This is a genomic window from Acinetobacter sp. YH12201 (assembly GCF_013418145.1).
In the GTDB taxonomy this organism is placed as follows: domain Bacteria; phylum Pseudomonadota; class Gammaproteobacteria; order Pseudomonadales; family Moraxellaceae; genus Acinetobacter.
The window spans coordinates 1-22,095 of the sequence record NZ_VPCP01000011.1 but is presented as its reverse complement, the minus strand read 5'-3'; the positions used below and the strand labels follow the sequence as shown (position 1 = coordinate 22,095).

Genomic DNA, 22,095 nt, shown 5'->3' with positions numbered 1-22,095 from the left:
AAAAACACGCATGCATACGTGATTAAGTAATCTTTAAGAGTGGTTCTATAAAATTGGCCAAGATATAAATCTTTTATTTTGTAAATTGAGTTTTCTGAATAAAGGCATACAATTTTGCTTCTTTATTATACTTTGTGAAATGATGAATTTCTCCTATCGTGCTGATATCGATGGCTTAAGGGCAATCGCCGTTTTATTGGTGATTTTTAACCATGTCGGATTATCTTTCTTTTCAGGAGGATATATTGGTGTGGATATCTTTTTTGTCATTTCAGGTTATTTAATTACCCTCATTTTAACCCACGATATTCAGTGCAAACGGTTTTCTATTGCACGGTTTTACAAGAAACGTGTGGTACGCCTGGCACCTGCTTATTTTACCGTACTCAGCGTTGTCAGTATTATTGCCTGGCAGGTGATGCTACCTGGGGATCTGACGCAATATTTTGACAGTGTGATGTATGCCACTCTGCTCATAGCGAATATCTATATGCGCAATGAGGTGGGAGATTACTTTAGTCAGGATGCCGAAGGTATTCCTTTATTGCATTTATGGTCGCTTGGGGTTGAAGAGCAGTTTTATATTTTCTGGCCGTTATTGTTGTTGCTGTTTGTTGGAAAGGTGTCGCGTAAATATACCTGGGCCATCATCACGACATTAATCGTGACTTTACTATTTTATGCCCAGCACACGTTAATGCAAAATGCAGAGAAGGCCTATTACAGTATGCCGGTACGTGCCTTTGAGTTGCTGATTGGTGCATTGATTGGCTTCCTGCCTCAGCTCAAAATTCCGGAAAAATTACGACAAAGTCTGGTTTGGGGTAGCTTAATCACGTTGTTTGCCACAGCAGTATATTTTAACCAACAGACACCTTTTCCTGGCGCAATGGCGCTGATCCCGTGTTTGGCAACTGCATTTATCATTTATCTCGGGCAATGTTCACCCTCAAGTAATGTGTTACTGAGCAATCGTTTAAGCACCTGGATCGGAAGAATTTCTTATCCCTTGTATTTATGGCACTGGCCGATTATCGTGTTATTCGGCATTTATATGCAGCCATTAAATGTCGAAAATCAGGTGGTGGTTGTATTATTGTCCATCCTGTTGGCATTTTTAACCTATCAGCTCATCGAAAAACCCAGCAAACGTTTTGTGATGGCGGCGAATTACAAGGTGATCATTATTGGTTTTCTGCTGCCAGCCCTTAGTTTTATCGCCATTGCCAAGACCGTCAATATCAATCAGGGTTTTCCAGACCGGTTTCCACATTCTGTTTATCTTAAACAGGAAGCACTCAACTCATTTGCCCATATCATCCGAAATAAATGTATGGATATTGAGGACCCGAAAGCTTTACCACAACAGGATGACTGTGTATTGGGCAAGCGGAAAACGGCTATCGATTTTTTGTTGATTGGTGATTCGCATGCCAACGCTTATAGCGCAATGCTGGATGTCTGGGCCAAAGATGCCAATTTACGCGGTTATGATGTCACACAAAGTTCAACCTTCTATTTACCTGGAGTGCGGCGTTTTGAATCTAATTTTAATCGCTGGGAAGAGCTGAGCGAATTTAAATTAAGAAATGATGCGATTACTGCCCATCTTGCAAAAACACATTACCGCACCATTATTTTAGCCGGTTCTTATGTGCCATATTTTGATGGTGAAGTGAAACTGCAAGATGGTGTTCATCATTCCAATGCAGAGATATTTAAAACCGGTTTTATGAAAGCCTTGAGGATTGCTTCTCAGTCCAGTGATCAGGTCATTCTGCTGAATGATGTCCCTCGGCTAGATAGAGACGGGGTGCCGGCAGACTGTAACCTTCGCAATGAAATTTTACATACCCATGCGCCATGTAGTATCTCAAGAAAGAATTATGAGACACAGTTACTACAATTTAACCGAATTGTTGCAGAGGCAAAACGGCAATACCCTGACCTGAAAATTATTGATCCAACCAAGGCAATGTGTGATCAGCAGGCGTGTAAAATTATGATTAATCATGTGCCTTTATATCGGAATAAAGACAGTAATCATATTAATAATCAGGGTTCTAGAGAATTAGGTGCTGAATATTTAAAACAGTTTGGCAATCCGCTCAAAGACTAGCACTGGCTAACAGCAGGCACAAAAAAAACCGCGTGATCAAACGCGGTTTTTTTAGCAATCTCCGAAATCAGGACATTAGCGCATTTTTGACAGGAAGCGACCTAAACGGGTAATCGCTTCACGTAATTCATTTTCGGCCGGCAAGAATACCACGCGGAAATGGTCTGGAGTCGGCCAGTTAAAACCGGTTCCTTGAACCAGTAACACTTTTTCCGCACGCAATAAGTCGAGCATGAATTTTTCATCATCTTCAATTGGGTAAATTTCCGGATCCAGTTTAGGAAAACAGTACATGGCACCTTCCGGTTTTACGCAAGAGACACCCGGAATGTCATTTAGCATTTCCCAGGCAATATTGCGTTGCTCATATAAACGGCCACCCGGACGGATCAGGTCATTAATCGACTGATAACCGCCTAAAGCAGTTTGAATGGCATATTGCGCCTGATGGTTGGCACATAGGCGCATCGATGCCAACATGTCCAAGCCTTCAATATAGTCTAAGGCACGTGATTTATCACCGGTAATGGCCATCCAGCCTGAACGGAAACCTGCAATACGATACGCTTTAGACAGACCATTAAACGAGATGCAGAGCTGGTCACCGGCAAGTGCAGCAACAGCAACATGCTCAATGCCATCATAAATAATTTTGTCGTAAATTTCGTCAGCGAACAAAATCAGGTCATATTTTTTTGCCAGATCAACAATTTGTTGCAATACATGACGTGGATATACTGCACCCGTCGGGTTGTTTGGATTGATAATCACAATACCACGGGTATTGGGTGTGATTTTACTTTCCATATCCGCAATGTCTGGATACCAGAAGTTTTCCTCATCACATTTATAGTGAATTGCGGTACCACCAGACAGGTTTACGGCAGCTGTCCATAATGGATAATCCGGCATAGGCACCAGCATTTCATCGCCGTCATCCAGCAAGCCCTGCATCGCCATTACGATCAGTTCAGACACCCCATTACCTACATACACATCATTCACATGCATGTTGAGAATGCCTTTTTGCTGGTAATACTGGCAGATTGCCTTACGCGCAGGGAAAATCCCTTTTGAATCGGTATAACCTACCGCATTGGGCAGGTTTAAAGCGACATCATTAATAATTTCTTGCGGCGCTTCGAAACCGAATGGGGCAGGGTTACCGATATTCAGTTTAATAATCTTATGCCCGGCTTCTTCCATTTCGTTGGCCGCTCGTAACACAGGTCCGCGAATGTCGTAGCATACATGCTCGAGCTTAGACGATTTTTTAATTTCGCGTGGGGTGTGGAAAGTGTTCGGCATTTTTATGTTCTCGGAAAGAGTGGAGGTCACTTTTGCATAACGGTATAAATAGCTTTTAAATGTCTCGGTTGTTACCAGATCGAGATGATGTTCATCTCTGAGTAAAGCAACAATTTTTTCATGCGTAAAACCTGTCTGTTGATATTGTTTAATCACAGGCAGCAGATTTTTAAAAATTACGCTCTTTTTCTGCGACATTTTTTAATCCTGAGCAAGAGTAGGATTAAGCCTAACACTAAATTTGCTTACAAAAAAGCATTTAATTTTCAGAATTGCTTACCATGATTTTATATTTGCTTACTTTTTGCTTTTTGAGTCATTATATTGATTTTGTAAATTGTTGAATAAAGACTAGAAATTTAAGATTGAATGACGTAAATATACGATTATCCTATTTTAAATAGCACGATATAAAGGGACGTCATCATGGGAAAACTCAATAAAACAGAAAGAGAATGGCAAAGAGAGTTATCACCAGAAGAGTTTCGCATTACGCGACAAAAGGGGACGGAGCCAGCATTTACCGGTAAATACTGGAATACCAAGCAGGCAGGGACTTATCTTTGCCGTTGCTGTGGGACAGAATTATTCTCTTCCGAAACTAAATATGACAGTGGTAGTGGCTGGCCAAGTTTTTATCGCCCTGTAAATAGTTCGGTCATTGAAGAACATCAGGATTCGACGCATGGTATGGTCAGAACTGAAATTGTTTGCCATCATTGTGGCGCACATTTAGGCCATGTTTTTGAAGATGGTCCACAACCTACAGGATTGCGCTATTGCGTAAATTCAGCTTCTTTAGAATTAAAAACACAAGAAAAAAGTGACGAGGAAACCTATCCATGACCAACATTTATCAGTTTGAGGCTGAGTTGTTAGATGGAAAAAATAAATCATTTACCGATTATCAAGGTAAAGTTTTATTAATTGTAAATACCGCAAGTAAATGCGGTTTTACTCCCCAGTTTGCTGGTCTTGAAAAGTTGTATGCAAAATACAAAGATCAGGGGTTTGAGGTATTGGGATTTCCCTGTAATCAGTTTGGTGGGCAAGATCCGGGTTCCAATGAACAGATTGGTGCATTCTGCCAAAAAAATTACGGCGTGAGTTTCCCGATGTTTGCCAAAGTGGATGTAAAAGGGCCTGAAGCGCACATTTTATTTCGCTATTTGACCAATAACAGTAAAGGAATTTTAGGCAATGGCATTAAATGGAATTTTACCAAATTCTTGATTGGCAAAGATGGCAAGGTGCTCAATCGTTTCGCACCCACCACTAAACCTGAAGAGCTGGAAAGTGAAATTGAAGCAGCTTTAGCGCAGTAAGCTGGAATAATAGAAAATAAATAAAATAGGGCGATTCATGAATCGCCCTATTTTATTTTACAGACTTAGAAATCTATTTCATTTTCACAAATGCAATCAACAGGTCATTTAATCCATACGCTATAAGCCAATCATCCACTGGTGAAACAGTGGATGATGCTTGATCTTATTGTCCCTTTAATTCATTAAAGAATGGCTTTAAGACGCTGAATGGCTTGTTCACATTGTGCGATATCGGCGACCAATGCCATACGAACATGATTTTCACCTGGATTGCCTTGCTCAGTATCACGTGACAGATAACGGCCAGGCAGGACTTTAATATGGGCTTTTTCCATCAACATTTTGGCAAAAGTTTCATCATTGTCTACTTTTAACCAGTAATAGAAACCTGCATCCGGTTTTTTCAGTGGCAGTAAATGCCCCAGTTCATTTTGGAATAATTCAAATTTGGCACGGTACAACTTACGGTTTTCTTCTACATGCACTTCATCATCCCATGCCGCGATTGACGCCAGCTGGTGCTGAACCGGCATGGCAGCACCATGATAGGTACGGTATTGTAAATATGGTTTCAGTAAAGTGGCATCACCGGCAACAAAGCCGGAACGCATACCCGGCAGGTTTGAACGCTTAGACAGGGAGTGGAACACCACACAGTTTTTGTAATCATCACGGCCGATTTCAGCACAGACTTCAAGCAAGCCTACTGGTGCCTCATCAAACCAGAGTTCTGAATAGCATTCATCTGAGGCAATGACAAAATTGTACTGGTCTGAAAGTGCGATCAGTTTTTTAAATTGCTCTTTTGACAATACTGCACCAGTCGGGTTGCCTGGGGTACAGACAAATAGCAATGCAGTTTTTTCCCACACTTCTGCAGGAACCGCATCAAAATCACCCAGATAGTTATTTTCTTCTGTGCAATTAATGAAGTAAGGTTTGGCACCCGCAAGCAAGGTTGCACCTTCATAAATTTGATAGAAAGGATTTGGCATCACCACATAAGGGGTATCTTCACGGTTCACTAAAGCCTGAACAAAAGAAAAAATGGCTTCACGAGTTCCAGAAACTGGCAATACATTGCTCTCTGCACTGATGCTATTGAGCTTGAAGCGACGTGTGAGCCAGTTGGCAATGCTTTGACGTAATTCAGGTAAGCCTTTGCTGTTCGGGTAAGTCGATAAATGCTGGAAGTTGTCAATAATGGCCTGTTTTACAAACTCGGGTGCCGGATGCTTTGGCTCACCAATTGATAAGGCAATAAGGGGTAAATCTGCAGTTTGGATATCCTGAAAAAGCTTATTTAACTTTTCAAAAGGATAAGGATGCAATAATGACAAACTTGAGTTCATGAAATCGATACCGCGTAAATTTAAGTTAGTGGTGACCAGAGACTAGACTTGAGGCTTCATCCAGAGCTGACTTCAATTGGGCAGCAAAAATTTCAGCTTCTGAATCAGTCATTGGCTTACCATCTTTTTTGGTGACAAAGAAAATATCTTCTGCACGCTCACCCAAGGTAGCAATTCTAGCAGAATGAATATCTAAACCCTGCATCATAAATAAACCACCTACTTTAGCAAGTAAACCCGGATGGTCGAGCGTTGCAATTTCAACCATGTTTTGCTGTAAAGCGGCATTCAGGGTGATATCCACGGTATTTTCAATATCAAAATGGCGTAATTGGCGTGGAATACGACGTTGCATTAAGCCCGGGTATTTATCTGACTCGCTTAACGCCTTGACCAAAGCATCAATAACCGTCTGTTCACGCTCAGGGTCGGTCAGCAAGGTACCAAAACGATCTAACACCACATAGGTGTCCAGACTAAAGGCCGTTGATGCGGTGATAATCCGTGCATCCTGAACGTCCAGATTCATCCGGTCCAAAATGGCAACGGTGGTGGCAAATAGATTCGGTTGATCCTGAGTGTAAATAAAGATCTGTACCGCATCTTGTGCCGACTGGCGATGGGCACGCATCAAGACCAGAGGTTCGGTGTTGTTGCCATGCTGCAATATGGCACGGGTATGCCAGGCAATTTCATCGGCTGATTCTTTAATAAAATATTCATCGCCCAGTTCTTGCCAGACTTTTTCGACATTGGCCAGAGAGAAGTCATTGACCAATAATTCACTGGCAGCAAATTTGGTGTCTTCAATCAGCATTTGATAATCCACCGGATGTCCAAGACCGGTACGAATCACATCCCGTGCATGGGTATAAAGCTGACGCATTAAGGAAGCACGCCAGGTATTCCAGAGTTTGGGATTGGTCGCGTTAATATCTGCAACAGTTAAGGTATACAGATAATCCAGATGCTCCATATCACCGAGTTTTTCAGCAAAATCTTGAACTACATCCGGATCGGAAATATCTTTTTTCTGTGCAGTCATCGACATCAGTAAATGACTTTGAATCAGCCAGGCCACCAGATTGCATTCACGTTCGGTAAAGCCATGTTTCCGGCAGAATGCAATCGCATCTTCTGCACCCAGTTCACTATGGTCACCGCCACGGCCTTTGGCAATGTCATGGAACAAGGCCGCCAGATAAACAATGTCGCGACGGCGAAGACGTTGGAACACTGAACTGACCACCGGGAAATCTTTGGCAAATTCAGGTTCTTTAAAGCGGTTTAAATTACGCAGCAATAACAGGGTATGGGCATCTACGGTATAGATGTGGAACAGGTCATATTGCATCAGCCCCATAATTTGCCCAAAGGCCGGAATATAATTGCCGAGCACGCCATAACGTTTCATCGCCACCAGCGTATCATACAGGCGATGCGGTGAACGGATGATCGCCATAAACAGGGCTTGGTGTTCGGGATTATCGCGATAATCTTGATTAATGCGTTTGGCTGCAAGGGTGAGCAGACGTAAAGTGCGGGCACGGATGCCTTCAATTTCAGGGCGATTTGCCAATAAATAGAAGATTTCCAGGATTGCACTGGGACGTTCCGAGAAAATTTTATGATGCTGTACCGCTAGTTTGCCATCGACCAGTTTGAAATTTTCGTTAATTTCTTCAATTTTACGTTCGTAGTTGGGCAAACGTGGGGTAATCACAGATTCATTAAAGTAAGCCAGCAGCATTTCATTTAAGGTGGATACCTGCTGTGCGCTACGATAATAACGCTTCATGAATTGTTCAATCGGATAATTCGGCGATTTATCTTCTTCACGTGTATAGCCAAACAGGGCCGCAATATCACGCTGATAATCGAACAATAAGCGGTTTTCATCGCGTTTGGTGAGGCGGTGCAGATGATGACGGATTTCCCATAAAAAGCTTTCAGCTTCTTCTAGCACACCCAGTTCGAACTCTGAAATAAAGCCTAAATGCACTAGGTCATAAATACGGTTGACCCGGAAGTGACGTTTGGCAATCCAGCCAATCTGGTTGATATCGCGGATGCCTCCCGGCGCATTTTTAATGTCCGGTTCCAGATTGCTTTCGGTATTGTTGTGCTGAGCATAGCGCTTTGCCTGCTCATCCATTTTGGCATCAAAAAAGGTTTTATCGGTCCAGGTTTGCGAAACAATACGGCGTGGCCATTTGGCCAAATGCCGGTTACCACTAATTAAACGCGATTCAATCAGCGCAGTCGCGACGGTCAAATCATTGGTGGCCTGTTCCACACATTCGTAAATGGTGCGTACACTAATACCGGGTTTGAAATTACCGACATCCCAAAGCGAGGAGATAAAAGTAGAAATCAGTTTTTCCTGCTCGGCAGTAATATCATTTTCCGATAAAATCATGATATCGACATCGGAATAAGGCAGCATTTCCCGACGGCCATAACCACCCACGGCAAACAGGCCCAGATCGGTCTGGTCAAGTTCAGCATGTCTCCAGAGAAACTCCAGGGCTTCATCAATCAAATGGGAGCGGGCCAGGATAATTTCCCGGATTGACTGTCCATTTTCAAAACTTTCCTGAAGCTGATTTTCAACATCGGTGCGCCATTGATTGATCGCCTGAATGTCATGGTTACTTTTAACGTAATTCAGCAGTGGAGAAGTATTGATCATGAACAGTGGTCCGTTAATAAGGTTACAAGTTTAGTTTTGTTGAACACTGACTTGAGACGCAGTCTCTAGTGCAAGTTTACGTGCCTGATCTGTTGTTTCAGCACGTGCAGTTGCGACCCCCATACGACGACGTTTAAAACCTTCGGGTTTACCAAAAAGGCGTAAATCGGTGTTTGGGTTGGCTAAAGCAAGATTTAAGCCAGAAAAAGACAAATTGCGATCATCAACGCCTGCATAAATGACGGCACTGGCTGCAACACTATGACGAGATGTATTTACCGGCAGACCTAAAATGGCACGTGCATGTAATTCAAATTCGCTCTGGAATTGCGATGCAAGGGTAACAAGCCCTGTGTCATGCGGACGTGGAGATACTTCACTAAACCATACTTTATCGCCTTTGACAAACAGTTCCACGCCGAAAATACCGCAGCCGCCTAAAGCAGCCGTGACTTTATGTGCAATGCGCTTAGCTTCTTCTAAAGCCACTGGAGTCATGGCCTGAGGTTGCCAGCTTTCGACATAATCGCCAGAGTCCTGACGGTGTCCAATCGCGTCGCAGTATTGGGTTTCGATTTCACCTGTTTCAGCATTTTTGGCACGAACTGTGAGCAAGGTAATTTCAAAGTCAAAATCGATTTGTGATTCCACAATCACTTTACCCTGATTGACCCGGCCACCGGTTTGCGCATATTCCCAGGCCTCATCGACTTCATCAAAGTTCTTAACTCGTGATTGTCCCTTGCCGGAAGAAGACATTACCGGTTTAACAAAGTTGGGATAGCCAATGTCATCACAGGCTGCACGGAATGATTCAATCGAGTCGGCAAAACGGTAAGCTGAGCTCGGCAAGCCCAGTTCTTCTGCTGCCAGACGGCGAATGCCTTCGCGGTTCATGGTCAGGTTGACGGCTTTTGCTGAAGGAATCACGGTGGCAATATTTTGTTGTTCGATTTCAACCAGAACCTGAGTTGCGATGGCTTCAATTTCGGGCACAATCAGATTGGGTTTGATTTTTTCAATCAGTTGTTTGAGTTCTTCGGCATCTGCCATATTCAAGGTATAAGCATAATGTGCAACTTGCATGGCAGGAGCATGGTCATAACGGTCTGCTGCATGAACTTCTACACCTAAACGTTGCAGAGAAATCACCACTTCTTTACCAAGCTCTCCTGAACCTAATAACAAAACTTTAAAGGCAGAAGCTTGAAGGGGAGTACCAATAGTCACGCTCATGTAAATCATCCATGCTTGATTTTATGGACTTTTAGCATAGCAGAACTGATTGGTGAATTAAGCCCGGATTCACATAAAATAATGATATTGTCCAACAATTTTATTTATAAAGTGATCTCTAGCCTTAATTTTAACTCCCGCTAAGTCGCCCCTTTAAAAAGAGGAGACTTTTAAAACACTTAGAAGGAAACGGGCAGATAAGTGTAAATCAAACCATAGGTCAAGGCGGCGGTTAAAGTCGCCGGGACAATCTTCTTAAACTTAAAATAGAGCCCGGTTAAGGTCAGGAAACCTACAAGCATGGCGAAGCTTTTATTGGGGCTTTCCATCAAGGGGGGGAGAGTTGCCACCACCAGCATGGAACTGATCGCGGCAATGCCAATACTGCCTAAAGCTATTCTGATCCAGACTGAGCCACGCTTTTGAGAATTTTGCTGATGTTTTTGAATGACATAAAAAGGACCAAAACGCGAAGCAAAATTGGCAATGCCGACAATGATCCCGACCAGAATAATTTCAAGATTCATGGGCTTCTCCCAATGCATCATCATGCTGTTTTAAAACATAGTGTTTAAATAGGCCAGCCAAAATACCGGATAAGATGCCAATAAAAATGGCTGCTGACAAATTAATGAAATAGCAGGCAATCGCGGAAACAATTAAACAGACCGTGACAATAAAGGTATGTTTCTTTTCAAAGGCAGCGAGCAGGAAGCTGAGGAATAAGGCTGGCAGCAAGAAATCCAGCGCGGCTTGTAAAAACTGCGGTAAGGCACTGACCTGGTCGGCAAACAATCCACCCAGGAAAGAACCTAAAGCCCAGGACATCCAGCTAAACAGGCTCAAGCCCAGCATCCAGGACTCTGACCATTCCTGACGGCGTTGTGACAGTTTAATCATGCCCGAGGCAAACACTTCATCGGTCAGGCCCCAAGCCCAGACGGCAGTTTTCTTTAAATTCAGCTTGTCCTGAATCAGGTTTTGCAAGGCCGGACCGTAAAGTACATGACGAATATCTAACGCAATCACGGTGAGGGCAGTCATCCATATAGATGTACCACTACCCAGTAAAGCCACGACCAGAAACTGGCTGGCACCGGCATACATGGAGCAGGATAGAAATAGTGCTTCCCAAGAGCTAAAACCGAACTGGCTGGCCGAAACACCAAAAGCAAATGAAACAGGAAGATAAGTAAAAATAATGGCTTGGCTGTCTTTAGCACCTTGCCAAAAGCCGGCAGCTTGAACTGGAGGGATTTTGTGCTCAGACACGACACACCTTTGCGGGAGAGTTGAACAACAGGTCAAATGATGATTGAGTATTGTACTCGAATTCACTAGCATAGTGCCGAATTGTTTATCTAAGCGAGCCTGATATGAGGATGTTGAAGACGCGTGGAATGCTGATTGTTTCTTTATTATGCAGTAGTGTTTTGCTACAGGCTTGTGGAAATGACAGTAAGAATACTGAAAAACCTGAAATTAAGCCGGCACCCAAGCTGACCAATGATGCCACCACTTATGCCAACGAAGCCTGGAAATTCATTAATCAGGTGGATGGTTTGGTCTATGCCAAAAAACTGGATGTATTGGAAGAACAGGTCCGTAAACCTGCACGCAAGCTCAGCACGGATTGGCGCATTAATGTCAAAATGACTGATTCCGTGACTGAAGGTAAATATGCGCTCTGCCGTAAAGCCCTGACCAGTCTGGAAATCTGGGCGCGTGAGACGATGGATCAATCTAGCTCAGTGGCCCAGAAACAGGCCGATTACGAACGTGATAAACAGCAATGTAAGGATGCGATTGAGCATCCGCAGCTGGGCAATACCGATCCGAAAAAGGTCGGAGTTTAAAAAATAAAAACGGGGCAAAGGCCTCGTTTTTTTATGCCTTAAATGTCATGGTATTTTCTTTTTGTTATAGTTTTAAAGAATGAGTAAGAGAATAAAACGATAATCTGATAAATATATAGAATTATCTTAAAATGATAAATTATGTATAATAATTTGTGTTTTTATGATGAAAAATTCAATTTAATTCTAAATGTATTTAACTTTAGTAACGATCAGGAGTAATAATGATGTTAAATAAAGTGTTTTTATCTATAAGTATAGCTGTCGTTATAAGTGCTTTGAGTAGTGTTGCCACAGCTGCAGAGCCGCTACAAGCCATCCAGTCATCATCGGACAATGAATATGAAGTTGCGCCATGCACCAATGGTTTTGATGATGTCAATGTGTGCCAATTACGTTCATAAGCACGATGTGTAAAATAAATCCATCATCAGGCAAGTTATTCACCTGTCATGCTTGGCCATAAAATGGCTTATGCTGCAACGGTATACATCTCTGAATTATTTTCATAGTTTAAAATTTCATTCATCTTCCGATTTAAGTATTGGGAAAGGCATGCGCGATGCGATGCAGTTCCGCTACATCCAAAATTTCAATTTTCTTAAAAGATACGCACAAAATATTTTGCTGTTCCAACGCTTGTAGTTCCTGATTGATGGTTTGTCGGGAGCAGGTCAGCATTTGTGCCAGTTGTTCCTGGGATAAATGAATGACATTGTTTTCAATACTTAAATGATTGCCATAGCCATTTAAAATAAACATCAGGCGTTGTGCCAAACGCTGGCTGATGCTTTGCGTTTGAATGGAAATCAGTTCTAAAAAAGCAAAGCGCAATTTTTGACTGGTCAGTTGCGCAATGTGATACCAAAAAACTGGATGTTGTTGCAGCAGGGATTGTAGTGCGGTACTCGGTATATGCAGGAGCAGGCTTTTTTGCGTTGCAATCGCATCGTGCGAACGGGGCTGGGCATCCACCAGCGAGATTTCGCCAAACCACATAACCGGTTCAACAATGGCAGCCACCGATTCCTTGCCATGAATGTCAATATAACCTAGGCGAACCGCACCTTCTAAAACGGCATAGATCCCATTAAATATATCTCCTGAACGGAAGATGCTTTGTTCCTTGTCAAAACGCTGCTGCACAGCACAGTTCACAATAAAATCCTTAAATACCGCAGGCAATTGTGCAAACCAGATATTCTGCTCTAAATGTTTAATATAAATGGGTTCGAGCATTTTTATTCCTTTTTAATCTGAGTTGTCGGCTAGCTGACAACTTGTCCTGGTATTTTTTTATATAGTGAAATGAAAATATAAGTCTAACAAGGAAGACGGTCATGACCAAATTAGAACAATTACTGAGCCAGTATGCCGCCTATCATCTGGACCAGAAAAATATTTATACCCATTTTGTGGGTATTCCATTGATTGTATTTTCAATCATGTGTCTGACTGCACATGCCGGTGTGGTCATTTCAGGTGTCGAGCTGACTTTGGCTTTAGGATTACTACTGGCAAGTATAGTGTATTATCTCAGTCTGGACCGTATCTTTGGCCTGATCATGTTGCTCATCTATGCGCTTGCTTATCCATCTGCTTACAGGATTGCGCAGCTGGATACGACGGTCTGGTTAAGCTTGAGTATTGGCATTTTTGTGGTGGGATGGGTATTCCAGTTTGTGGGCCATTTTTATGAAAAGAAAAAACCGGCTTTTATGGATGATGTGATTGGTCTGGCGATCGGCCCTTTATTTGTCTTGGCTGAAATGGTGTTTATGTTCGGGTTTCGGAAAGAGCTGGAGCAACGTATGCTGGCAGAAGCTCGTAAGCAACGCGCTGTAATGGATGCCAAGACCGTGAATCTGAACTGAAAACAGCTCTAAATAAAAAAGCCAGCATCATGCTGGCTTTAAACTGTTTTGAAACGTCAGAATGGTTTAAACGTTAAAACGGAAGTGCAGCACGTCACCGTCCTGAACCACATAAGTCTTACCTTCCAAACGCCATTTACCGGCTTCTTTCGCGCCAGCTTCGCCGTTGTATTGCACGAAGTCATCATAAGCAATACATTCAGCGCGGATAAAGCCTTTTTCGAAGTCAGTATGAATCACACCCGCTGCTTGAGGCGCAGTAGCACCGACTTTGACGGTCCAGGCACGAACTTCCTGCACACCCGCAGTAAAGTAAGTCTGTAAGCCAAGCAGGCTGTAACCGGCACGAATCACGATGTTCAGGCCTGGTTCTTCCATGCCCATTGCTTCTAAAAATTCAGCGCGGTCTTCATCTTCAAGCAATGAAATTTCAGCTTCAATCTGGTTGCACAGCGGAACCACAATGGCATTTTCTTCAGCGGCCAATTTTTTAACCGCTTCCAGATGAGGGTTGTTTTCAAAACCATCTTCAGCCACGTTGGCAATATACATGGTTGGTTTTAAAGTCATTAAACCGAAACCACGTACCAGTTTGCGTTCATCATCATCCAGATTGGCTGCACGGGCAGGTTTACCTTCATCCAGTAAAGGCAAAATTTTGTCTAGTACCGCTTTAGTGGCAACAGCATCTTTGTCGCCCCCTTTTGCAGATTTAGCCAAACGCGTTACGGCTTTGGTCACAGTTTCCAGATCAGCCAGTGCAAGTTCGGTATTGATGGTTGCAATATCATCCAGAGGATCAATCTTACCGTTTACATGAATCACGTTTTCATCTTCAAAACAACGAACCACGTGTGCAATCGCATCAGTTTCACGGATGTTTGCGAGGAACTGGTTACCCAAACCTTCACCTTTAGATGCACCTGCAACCAGACCGGCAATATCCACAAATTCCATCGTGGTTGGAAGCACGCGTTGTGGTTTAACGATTTCCGCAAGTTTGTCCATGCGCAGGTCAGGTACAGGAACAATACCGGTGTTTGGTTCGATGGTACAGAACGGGAAATTTTCTGCAGCAATAGCAGCTTTAGTCAATGCATTGAAAAGTGTAGATTTACCAACGTTCGGCAAGCCGACAATACCGCAATTAAAACCCATGAAATGACTCACAACGTGTTATTTAAAAATTGCCGCTGATTTTACATGAAAGCCATGACAAAGTCAGGTCATGGCTGGATGCTTTGTTGAAAACTCATAAAATGGATAGGGATTTAAATTTTGCGTTTATCCAGTTGGCTGGAGATGGAATCGCCCGTGGCCTGAACCAGCATGACCAGAATCACCAGCACGACAATCACGGCAAGCATAATCTGCATATCAAAACGCTGATAACCATATCGGTAGGCAATATCGCCTAAACCACCTGCGCCAATGGCACCAGCAATCGCCGATGAGTTGATCATGGTCACCAAAGTCACGGTAAAGCCTGCCACAATCCCGGGCAGCGCTTCAGGTAGCAGCACATGCCAGATGATCTGCTTGCGGTTACAGCCAATCGCTTGGGCGGCTTCAATCAGACCCTGATCGACCTCGCGTAAACTGACTTCTGCAATGCGGGCAAAGAAAGGTGTGGCTGCCAAGGTTAAAGGCACTACCGCAGCCCAGACCCCATAACTGGTGCCGACAATCCAGCGGGTCAATGGAATGAGTGCTACCATTAAAATTAAAAACGGTACTGAACGGGTAATGTTAACTACCCAGCCTAAAGCGTGATTGACGCTTTTGGAAGGATAGATGCCATGTTCGGCAGTACTGACTAAAATGACAGCGATGGGCAAGCCAATAAAAAAGGCAACCAGGGCAGATACTCCCACCATCAACAAAGTGTCAATAGTGCCGCTAAGTAATAAATCAATGAGCTGGTCGTGCATAGCCAATGACCTCAATCTGTGCAATGTACTGTTTTAATTTCTGCTGGAGTAGTGTGGTATTTATATGCAGATCGGGGATTGCCACAATAAAACTGCCGACCAGATGGTTCTGTATGCTATCGATATGACTTTGATAGAGATGAACTGGATGATCGAACTGCTCGAAAATCACTTTCAAATCTGGTGAATGCTGAACACTGGAGGCATAACGCAGTTTTAAAATGCTATGTGAACTGTCGGCAATAATCTCTGGCGTTAGCGAAAAAGGCAATTCCAGCTGTTCCAGATTTAGCAATTCCTGAGTAATCTGCTGCTGTGGATTAGAAAAGACCGACCACACTTCACCCGCTTCAACAATTTCACCATGTTCAATCACCACCACCTGATCGCAAATTTCACGAATGACCTGCATTTCATGAGTAATCAGCACAATGGTGATGCCGAGTTTCTGATTGATTTCCTTGAGCAGGGACAGCACCACAGAAGTACTTTCCGGGTCCAAGGCCGAAGTAGCTTCGTCACACAGCAAAATTTCCGGATGGTGAACCAGCGCCCGGGCAATCCCGACACGCTGCTTTTGTCCGCCCGATAATTGGGACGGATAGTTGTGTGCTTTTTCACTCAAACCGACCAGTTGCAAGACTTCATTGACCCGAGCTTCAATCTCATCTTTGTTATAGTTGGCGACTTTGAGGGGTAGGGCAACATTTTCCCATACGGTCTTGGCCGACATTAAATTAAAGTGCTGGAAGATCATGCCAATACGCTGACGCAACCGGATCAGTTCAGCATGTTTTAGTTCAGCCAGATCTTGCTGGTGAATGTGAATATGACCTTCACTGATCTGTTCCAGACCATTTAAAGTTCGGAGCAATGAAGATTTACCTGCGCCACTTTTGCCGATAATGCCAAAAATTTTGCCTTCCGGAATATCCAGGTTGATGTTTTTCAAGGCATGTACCGATTGACCCTGTACTTCATAATATTTGTTCAGGTTTCTGATCTTGATATGGGGAACAGAGAAGTCCACCTGTGAACCAAAACTCACCATCGTATTCTCCTTATTTCCAGCCCGGGAACCAGAGTTTGGCACCGAAATCTGCATCCAAAGCCTGTTTCACTTTTGGCGAGTTTTGATAGATCTCGACAAATTTTTTCAGCTTGTCGTTTTTATCTTGGTAATCCTCACGCACGGCAAACAGGATGGCATAACGGTTGTCCTTGTTAGAGTCAAATAATAGTGCCTGTTCGGGATCAGCGGTTTTGGCTAAACGCAAGTAGTGCGGATAACCAAAAGCCAGGTCGACCTCATCAATTGCACGTGCGGTTTGTGGACCTTCGACTTCAACAAACTGCAAGTTTTTCGGATTGCTTGCGATGTCTTTCAGGTTAGACAGATGGTTTTTAGGGTCTTTCAGGGTGATCAGTTTTGCCTGTTGCAATAAAAGTAGAGCACGGCCTTGGTTTACAGGGTCGTTTGGAACCACAACTTTCGCGCCATCTTTTAACTCATCAAAGCTTTTGATTTTTTTGGAATACAAACCCACATGCGTGGCTGCACCTTTGGCAAAGGCTTTGATTTTAAAGTCGGTTTCTTTTTTGGCATTATCCAAAAAGGGGTGATGCTGGAAGAAATTGGCATCAATATCACCGTGATTCAGGGTAATGTTGGGCGTATTCCAGTCGGAAAATTCCACCAGTTTCACATTCAGGCCTTGCTGTTTGGCCTCGACTGCTGCCACCTGTAAAGGCTTGGCAAATGAAGGGCTAATGCCAATCACCAGTTCATCCGAAGCGGCTTTTTTTTGTTGATTCCAGACCACCAGTCCAATAATGACTGCGGCAATAATCACCCCGATAATGGTCAGTTTGGTTTTTGCTGTTTGTGCCATGTTGCACCTCAAAATTTATGCGGATTGTTTTTGCTTTAAGTTAGAGTTCGAAGTTGAGGCGGAGCTTGGACATCGAAATTGCTGAACTGGGTGTGAGGTCGACAGTCGGTTGCCTTGATTAAACAGTTTGTGTCTTAAACTGCCGTGTTCGTAGGCTGTTTTATAACGGCCACGCTGCTGCAATTCAGGAATCACCAGACGGATAAAGTCATGGTGTGACTCAGGGGCAACGGTGCGGGTCAGGTTAAAGCCATCAATACCGGTTTCATCGATCAGCTGAATCAGTTTTTCAGCCACAGTTGCACCACTCCCGACAATCAGGGGATAACGACCACCTAATACATGCTGAGCTTTTAAATCATTTTTGCTGATGTGCTGTTCTTTAAATTTATTGTTGACTGATGCAATGCTGTTGGTCTTTTGGTAAGGGATCGCTTCATCATCGTCAAATTTGGACAGGTCAATGCCGACAGAACTGGAGAAGTGCGCCAAACCTGCTTCAGGACTGGCATAAGCGCGATATTCATCCAGCTTTTGCTGTGCCAGTTCATCAGTTTCCGCAGTCACCACGGTAATGCCGACAAAGATTTTAATATCTTCAGGATGACGTCCTTGATCGGCAGCTTGCTGACGAATCTGATCGACCTGCTTTTTGATTTTTGCAGGCTGATCACCGCCAATAAACATGCCTTCCGCATGTTGGGTGGCAAATGCCATTCCACGCGGTGAAGCACCTGCCTGAAATAACACCGGGGTGCGCTGAATGGAAGGGGAAACTTGAAACACGCCCTGGCTTTGGTAAAACTGTCCCTGATGATTGACCTGATGTACTTTGGCAGGGTCGGTAAATATCCGGTTTTTCTTGTCTTTTACAACGGCTTCATCTTCCCAGGAACCTTCCCAGAATTTATAGCAAAGTTGTACAAACTCTTCGGCTTGCTCATAGCGCAGGTCATGGTCTTTTAAGCCTTTTTCACCAATTAATCGCTGTGCGCTGTCCAGATACCCAGTGACAATATTCCAGCCAATACGGCCCTGAGTCAGGTGGTCCAGACTGGCGAAACGGCGGGCAAACTGATAAGGCGACTCATAACTTAAATTGACTGTGACCCCAAAGCCGAGATGCTGGGTCACCGCTGCCATGGCAGAAACCAGAGTACTGGGGTCATGACTCGGCAACTGAATTGATTCTTTTAAAGTCAGGTCAATATTGTTTTGATAGACATCATACACCCCGGTAATGTCGGCAATGAACAGGCCGTCAAACAGGCCGTGTTCCAGGGTTTGGGCTAAATCTGTCCAGTAGCTCAGCTCATTAAAACGCTGCGACTCATCACGCGGATGGGTCCATAATCCGTGATTGATATGGCCGACACAGTTCATATCAAAAGCATTTAACAAGATTTTCTTGGGTACAGATTGTGATGCTGTTGTCATTACAATGTCCCTCGGCGCGGTGGCAATACGCCATTTAAAATATGATTGGCTATGAAATAATATTTCCAGCGCGAAGCATCATGCAGCGTGTGCACGCGGGCATTGCGCCAGAAGCGGTCCAGACCATCTTCGCGTTGGCTACCACGGCTACCGGCCAGTTCAATCAGTTTGGATGATGCTTTTAAGGCAGTTTCGGTACTGTGTGCACGTACTTTGGCCACATCTAATGATGCTTTGGCGATATTTTCTGCGGTCGGTGCGGGTCTGGCGGCATCAATTGAACGGGCGGCCTGTTTCAGTAAAACTTCAGAGGCACGTACATCGGCGACAATCCGTCCCAGTTCGAACTTTGTCAGTGGGTCATCGGTGGCTTGATCTACGCCAGAATCAATCCACGGACGGGCCTGACGCACACGGTTTAAAGTTTCTTCAAAGGCGGCACGGGCAATACCGGTTTCAATAGAGGCATGCAGCAATTGCGCAAACGGGCCGGAGATGGTTGGCTCTGAATAGGCAATATCAAATGGCACTACATCTTCAGCCAGCACTTGCACATTATTGAATTTCACTGTGCCGCTGCCTGTGGTACGTTGCCCGAAACCACTCCAGTCATCGATTAAAGTCAAACCTTGGCTATTACGCGGAACAAAAGCTAGGAACTGCTGATCTTGTTCATCGACCACCAGTGTTGGAATGCGATGGGCAAATAAACTGCCGGTGCAATAAAACTTTTCGCCATTAATCACATAGCCCTGATCAGTTTTGCGTATCGCGGTTTGACGCTGTGCAGCAGTTTTGGTTTTAAACTCGGCCAGGGCATTGCCAAAACGCGCACCTTTTAGCACTTCGCTATAGAGTTTTTGTTTTTGCTGTTCGGTGCCGCTATTGCGCAGGATCTCCAGGCCATAAAAATGATTTTGCGGAATCTGGCCAATGGAACCATCTACACCACTCATCAGTGCAATCACTTGCGCTACGGTATAGCTAGAGACCTCTGCACCACCATACTGTTTTGGGACGGTAATGGCCCAGAGCCCAGACTGGCTATAGGCTTCGATTTCTTCAAAAGGCAGAATGCGCTCGGCATCGCGCTGAATGGCTCCAGCTTTGAACTGTTGCGCTAGATTGCGTGCAATTTCCAGCGCTTCTGCATCGGATTGAATAATATGTGCATGCGCCAATTGCTCGGGATGAAATGAAATAATGTTTTGATATGAAGTCATGACAAATATCCTTAAATCCAGGCGTGGCGGGCAGGGAGGGTGTGATTGAGGTAATAATCCCCAAGCGCATGCAATTTCCAGCGCACCGGATCATGCAGGGTATGCACACGGGCATTGCGCCAGTGCTGGTCCAGGTTGTGCTGACTCAGACTGGAACGGCTACCGCCAAGTTCCAGTAATTTTTCCGAGATATGCAGTGCAGCATCATTGGCATAAATCTTGGCTTCAGCGACTAAAATAGAGGCTTTGGCCGCCTGTTCATCAGTGACTGATTCAAGCCGATCCAGTTCATCCAGATATTCAGCTGCTTCATCAAGCAGCAAAATGGCAGCATCCAATAGCACCGCAGACTTGCCGACTTCCTGCAAGGTATAGTGTTCAAAGCTGGCTTTTTCCACTTGTGCATCGACAATCGGGCGTGCTTTATGCACCGCCGTCACGGTATCAGCAAAGGCCGCTTCAGCAATACCGACATCAATGGCAACCTGTAATAACTGTGAATACGCGCCGCGGTAATTGGGCTGACTGGAAAGCAGGCGTTCATCAAAAATCAGTAGCGGATCAACTTCAACATGCTCAAGTCTAACTGTGCCACTTGAAGTGGTACGCTGCCCAAAGCCATTCCAGTTATCAATCACTTTCACGCCTTTGGCCTGAGCATTGACGATAGTCAGTACTACATAACCTTCTGGATGAATAGCTTTAATCGCGAGCCAGTGAGCAAAACTGCTGCCCGTTGAATAGAATTTTTCGCCGTCGACAAAATAACGCCCATTTTCAAAAGTTAATGTGGTTGCCAGGGTTTTGGTATCTTTGGTATTACGTTCCGGCCCACCATTGGCTAAGCGTTTACCTTGTAAAATTTCTTGATAAATAAACTGTTTTTGCTGCTCTGTACCCATCATTTGGATCATATTCAACAGCGCAATCTGATTTTGTGGGATTTGTCCTACACTGGAATCGGCCTTATTCAGAATGCGGAATACATGTGCCAATGTTTTATTGGAAACGAAAGCACCACCAAATTGCTTTGGAATACGAATACCACCTAAGCCTTTCTGGCTGAATAGATCAATTTCAGCAAAAGGCAATAAACGCTGTTGATCACGTTCATTGCGACCTTCCAAAGCAAAATCTGCGACATGATACGCAGCATGAATAGCTTCAAGATCGTTTTCAATTACATGAACATTTTCAGAAATTAAACGAAACATAATGACACCTTAAATCGATATCAGAACGCTACAAGTAATTCAGTTCAAAATTAAGCAATTGCTTTTGCAAAGCTTATGAAAAATCCTGTTTAAGCTCTGTACACGACAAATTTCATAGGATCCTTGTCCTATCAGGCTTTTTCTTTCTTAAAATTGCTAGCACTTTCTTAAATTCTTCTTTTTTTCCAAAACCAATCAAACGTAGAATAGCCATTTGAACATAGTCCAAACCGTAGCGAAATAAACTTACTGAAAGTCGTCCATGCTTCTTTATTTTTATCGCTTTTTTCCGATCATGTTGCCATTCACCTGTTAAATAGCACCAACAGAAACCGATAGCTAGCACTGCTATCAATTTCTTGACTCGTCTAGGGTCTGTTAAACGAGTATTTTCAAGATTGAATCCACGTCCTTTGAGACAACTAAATAACGTTTCGATTTCCCAGCGTAATGCATAATCACGAATAGCAGAAGCATTAAACATAGGAGAAACAACAAGTAAAAGCTCTCCATCTTCTAATCGTAGCGCACTAATATACAGTTTCACTCGACCAACCCAAATACGTCGTTTACGACATTCAGTTTGACCAACTTGAAGATGACGAAATAAATCACTAATTTTATGATTCTTGG

General features: G+C 43.8%; 20 protein-coding genes and 1 pseudogene. 6 read left to right on the top strand and 15 right to left on the bottom strand.

Annotation, left to right across the window (positions count from 1 at the left end; all coding sequences use genetic code 11):
* The first annotated feature begins 142 nt into the window (after positions 1-142).
* Entirely contained in the window at positions 143-2,119 is a 1,977-nt protein-coding gene (locus tag FTU91_RS03945; protein ID WP_180081047.1) for an acyltransferase family protein, read from the top strand.
* 75 nt (positions 2,120-2,194) lie between these two features.
* On the opposite strand, the gene FTU91_RS03940 is transcribed toward FTU91_RS03945, so the two are convergent.
* Complete coding sequence (locus FTU91_RS03940) at positions 2,195-3,625, bottom strand: pyridoxal phosphate-dependent aminotransferase (RefSeq protein ID WP_180043527.1); 1,431 nt, start codon at positions 3,623-3,625, stop codon at positions 2,195-2,197.
* 228 nt (positions 3,626-3,853) lie between these two features.
* Between FTU91_RS03940 and msrB the strand changes: the two genes are divergently transcribed.
* Positions 3,854-4,273, top strand: coding sequence for a peptide-methionine (R)-S-oxide reductase MsrB (gene msrB / locus FTU91_RS03935; RefSeq protein ID WP_180081045.1), 420 nt, complete (start codon positions 3,854-3,856; stop codon positions 4,271-4,273).
* Entirely contained in the window at positions 4,270-4,752 is a 483-nt protein-coding gene (locus tag FTU91_RS03930) for a glutathione peroxidase (RefSeq protein ID WP_180081043.1), read from the top strand. Before msrB ends, FTU91_RS03930 begins: the two co-directional genes overlap by 4 nt.
* Positions 4,753-4,937: 185 nt before the next feature.
* Here FTU91_RS03930 and dapC read toward each other — a convergent pair whose 3' ends face one another.
* The 5 genes from dapC to FTU91_RS03905 all read right to left on the bottom strand — a co-directional run bounded on the left by dapC (position 4,938) and on the right by FTU91_RS03905 (position 11,307).
* Positions 4,938-6,107 (bottom strand): succinyldiaminopimelate transaminase, encoded by a 1,170-nt coding sequence (gene dapC / locus FTU91_RS03925; RefSeq protein ID WP_180043523.1) that lies wholly within the window; start codon positions 6,105-6,107, stop codon positions 4,938-4,940.
* Between the two features lie 25 nt (positions 6,108-6,132).
* Positions 6,133-8,799, bottom strand: coding sequence for a [protein-PII] uridylyltransferase (glnD, locus tag FTU91_RS03920; protein WP_180043521.1), 2,667 nt, complete (start codon positions 8,797-8,799; stop codon positions 6,133-6,135).
* 30 nt (positions 8,800-8,829) lie between these two features.
* On the bottom strand, positions 8,830-10,044 hold the full coding sequence (gene purT / locus FTU91_RS03915; protein ID WP_180043519.1) for a formate-dependent phosphoribosylglycinamide formyltransferase: 1,215 nt from the start codon (positions 10,042-10,044) through the stop codon (positions 8,830-8,832).
* Positions 10,045-10,214: 170 nt separating this feature from the next.
* On the bottom strand, positions 10,215-10,562 hold the full coding sequence (ygaH, locus tag FTU91_RS03910; protein ID WP_180043517.1) for an L-valine transporter subunit YgaH: 348 nt from the start codon (positions 10,560-10,562) through the stop codon (positions 10,215-10,217).
* Complete coding sequence (locus tag FTU91_RS03905) at positions 10,552-11,307, bottom strand: AzlC family ABC transporter permease (protein ID WP_086195040.1); 756 nt, start codon at positions 11,305-11,307, stop codon at positions 10,552-10,554. Before FTU91_RS03905 ends, ygaH begins: the two co-directional genes overlap by 11 nt.
* A gap of 104 nt (positions 11,308-11,411) precedes the next feature.
* Between FTU91_RS03905 and FTU91_RS03900 the strand changes: the two genes are divergently transcribed.
* Together FTU91_RS03900 and FTU91_RS03895 are read left to right on the top strand one after the other, a co-directional pair.
* A complete protein-coding gene (locus tag FTU91_RS03900; RefSeq protein WP_180043515.1) occupies positions 11,412-11,891 on the top strand; it encodes a hypothetical protein in 480 nt (159 codons plus the stop codon).
* A 224-nt stretch (positions 11,892-12,115) separates the two neighbouring features.
* Complete coding sequence (locus FTU91_RS03895; RefSeq protein ID WP_180043495.1) at positions 12,116-12,295, top strand: hypothetical protein; 180 nt, start codon at positions 12,116-12,118, stop codon at positions 12,293-12,295.
* Positions 12,296-12,428: 133 nt separating this feature from the next.
* Here the strand turns inward: FTU91_RS03895 and FTU91_RS03890 are convergent, their stop codons facing one another.
* Entirely contained in the window at positions 12,429-13,130 is a 702-nt protein-coding gene (locus FTU91_RS03890; RefSeq protein WP_180043513.1) for a Crp/Fnr family transcriptional regulator, read from the bottom strand.
* A gap of 101 nt (positions 13,131-13,231) precedes the next feature.
* Between FTU91_RS03890 and FTU91_RS03885 the strand changes: the two genes are divergently transcribed.
* Positions 13,232-13,765, top strand: coding sequence for a DUF962 domain-containing protein (locus tag FTU91_RS03885; RefSeq protein WP_180043511.1), 534 nt, complete (start codon positions 13,232-13,234; stop codon positions 13,763-13,765).
* Positions 13,766-13,831: 66 nt separating this feature from the next.
* On the opposite strand, the gene ychF is transcribed toward FTU91_RS03885, so the two are convergent.
* The 8 genes and pseudogenes from ychF to FTU91_RS03845 form a co-directional block, all read right to left on the bottom strand.
* Entirely contained in the window at positions 13,832-14,923 is a 1,092-nt protein-coding gene (gene ychF / locus FTU91_RS03880) for a redox-regulated ATPase YchF (RefSeq protein WP_086195044.1), read from the bottom strand.
* Positions 14,924-15,036: 113 nt separating this feature from the next.
* Positions 15,037-15,696, bottom strand: a complete 660-nt coding sequence (locus FTU91_RS03875; protein WP_180081041.1) for a methionine ABC transporter permease — start codon at positions 15,694-15,696, stop codon at positions 15,037-15,039.
* Complete coding sequence (locus FTU91_RS03870) at positions 15,677-16,747, bottom strand: methionine ABC transporter ATP-binding protein (RefSeq protein ID WP_180081039.1); 1,071 nt, start codon at positions 16,745-16,747, stop codon at positions 15,677-15,679. Before FTU91_RS03870 ends, FTU91_RS03875 begins: the two co-directional genes overlap by 20 nt.
* A gap of 10 nt (positions 16,748-16,757) precedes the next feature.
* Positions 16,758-17,588: a MetQ/NlpA family ABC transporter substrate-binding protein gene (locus FTU91_RS03865; RefSeq protein WP_180081037.1), complete on the bottom strand. Its 831-nt coding sequence runs from the start codon at positions 17,586-17,588 to the stop codon at positions 16,758-16,760.
* 15 nt (positions 17,589-17,603) lie between these two features.
* On the bottom strand, positions 17,604-19,025 hold the full coding sequence (locus tag FTU91_RS03860) for an LLM class flavin-dependent oxidoreductase (protein WP_180043503.1): 1,422 nt from the start codon (positions 19,023-19,025) through the stop codon (positions 17,604-17,606).
* Positions 19,025-20,248, bottom strand: a complete 1,224-nt coding sequence (locus FTU91_RS03855) for an SfnB family sulfur acquisition oxidoreductase (RefSeq protein WP_180043501.1) — start codon at positions 20,246-20,248, stop codon at positions 19,025-19,027. The genes FTU91_RS03860 and FTU91_RS03855 overlap by 1 nt, the downstream gene beginning before the upstream one ends.
* 11 nt (positions 20,249-20,259) lie before the next feature.
* Complete coding sequence (locus FTU91_RS03850) at positions 20,260-21,462, bottom strand: SfnB family sulfur acquisition oxidoreductase (protein WP_180081035.1); 1,203 nt, start codon at positions 21,460-21,462, stop codon at positions 20,260-20,262.
* Positions 21,463-21,574: 112 nt separating this feature from the next.
* A pseudogene (locus FTU91_RS03845) lies at positions 21,575-22,095 on the bottom strand (IS4-like element ISAba33 family transposase); the annotation flags it as partial.

Coding starts and splice junctions, on each gene's coding strand:
- FTU91_RS03855 (WP_180043501.1), bottom strand. CDS start 20,248: ATGACTTCATATCAAAACATTATTTCATTTCATCCCGAGCAATTGGCG.
- ygaH (WP_180043517.1), bottom strand. CDS start 10,562: ATGAATCTTGAAATTATTCTGGTCGGGATCATTGTCGGCATTGCCAAT.
- FTU91_RS03890 (WP_180043513.1), bottom strand. CDS start 13,130: ATGCTCGAACCCATTTATATTAAACATTTAGAGCAGAATATCTGGTTT.
- FTU91_RS03885 (WP_180043511.1), top strand. CDS start 13,232: ATGACCAAATTAGAACAATTACTGAGCCAGTATGCCGCCTATCATCTG.
- FTU91_RS03865 (WP_180081037.1), bottom strand. CDS start 17,588: ATGGCACAAACAGCAAAAACCAAACTGACCATTATCGGGGTGATTATT.
- FTU91_RS03870 (WP_180081039.1), bottom strand. CDS start 16,747: ATGGTGAGTTTTGGTTCACAGGTGGACTTCTCTGTTCCCCATATCAAG.
- FTU91_RS03945 (WP_180081047.1), top strand. CDS start 143: ATGAATTTCTCCTATCGTGCTGATATCGATGGCTTAAGGGCAATCGCC.
- FTU91_RS03940 (WP_180043527.1), bottom strand. CDS start 3,625: ATGTCGCAGAAAAAGAGCGTAATTTTTAAAAATCTGCTGCCTGTGATT.
- FTU91_RS03860 (WP_180043503.1), bottom strand. CDS start 19,025: ATGACAACAGCATCACAATCTGTACCCAAGAAAATCTTGTTAAATGCT.
- FTU91_RS03930 (WP_180081043.1), top strand. CDS start 4,270: ATGACCAACATTTATCAGTTTGAGGCTGAGTTGTTAGATGGAAAAAAT.
- FTU91_RS03895 (WP_180043495.1), top strand. CDS start 12,116: ATGATGTTAAATAAAGTGTTTTTATCTATAAGTATAGCTGTCGTTATA.
- purT (WP_180043519.1), bottom strand. CDS start 10,044: ATGATTTACATGAGCGTGACTATTGGTACTCCCCTTCAAGCTTCTGCC.
- msrB (WP_180081045.1), top strand. CDS start 3,854: ATGGGAAAACTCAATAAAACAGAAAGAGAATGGCAAAGAGAGTTATCA.
- ychF (WP_086195044.1), bottom strand. CDS start 14,923: ATGGGTTTTAATTGCGGTATTGTCGGCTTGCCGAACGTTGGTAAATCT.
- FTU91_RS03850 (WP_180081035.1), bottom strand. CDS start 21,462: ATGTTTCGTTTAATTTCTGAAAATGTTCATGTAATTGAAAACGATCTT.
- dapC (WP_180043523.1), bottom strand. CDS start 6,107: ATGAACTCAAGTTTGTCATTATTGCATCCTTATCCTTTTGAAAAGTTA.
- glnD (WP_180043521.1), bottom strand. CDS start 8,799: ATGATCAATACTTCTCCACTGCTGAATTACGTTAAAAGTAACCATGAC.
- FTU91_RS03900 (WP_180043515.1), top strand. CDS start 11,412: ATGAGGATGTTGAAGACGCGTGGAATGCTGATTGTTTCTTTATTATGC.
- FTU91_RS03875 (WP_180081041.1), bottom strand. CDS start 15,696: ATGCACGACCAGCTCATTGATTTATTACTTAGCGGCACTATTGACACT.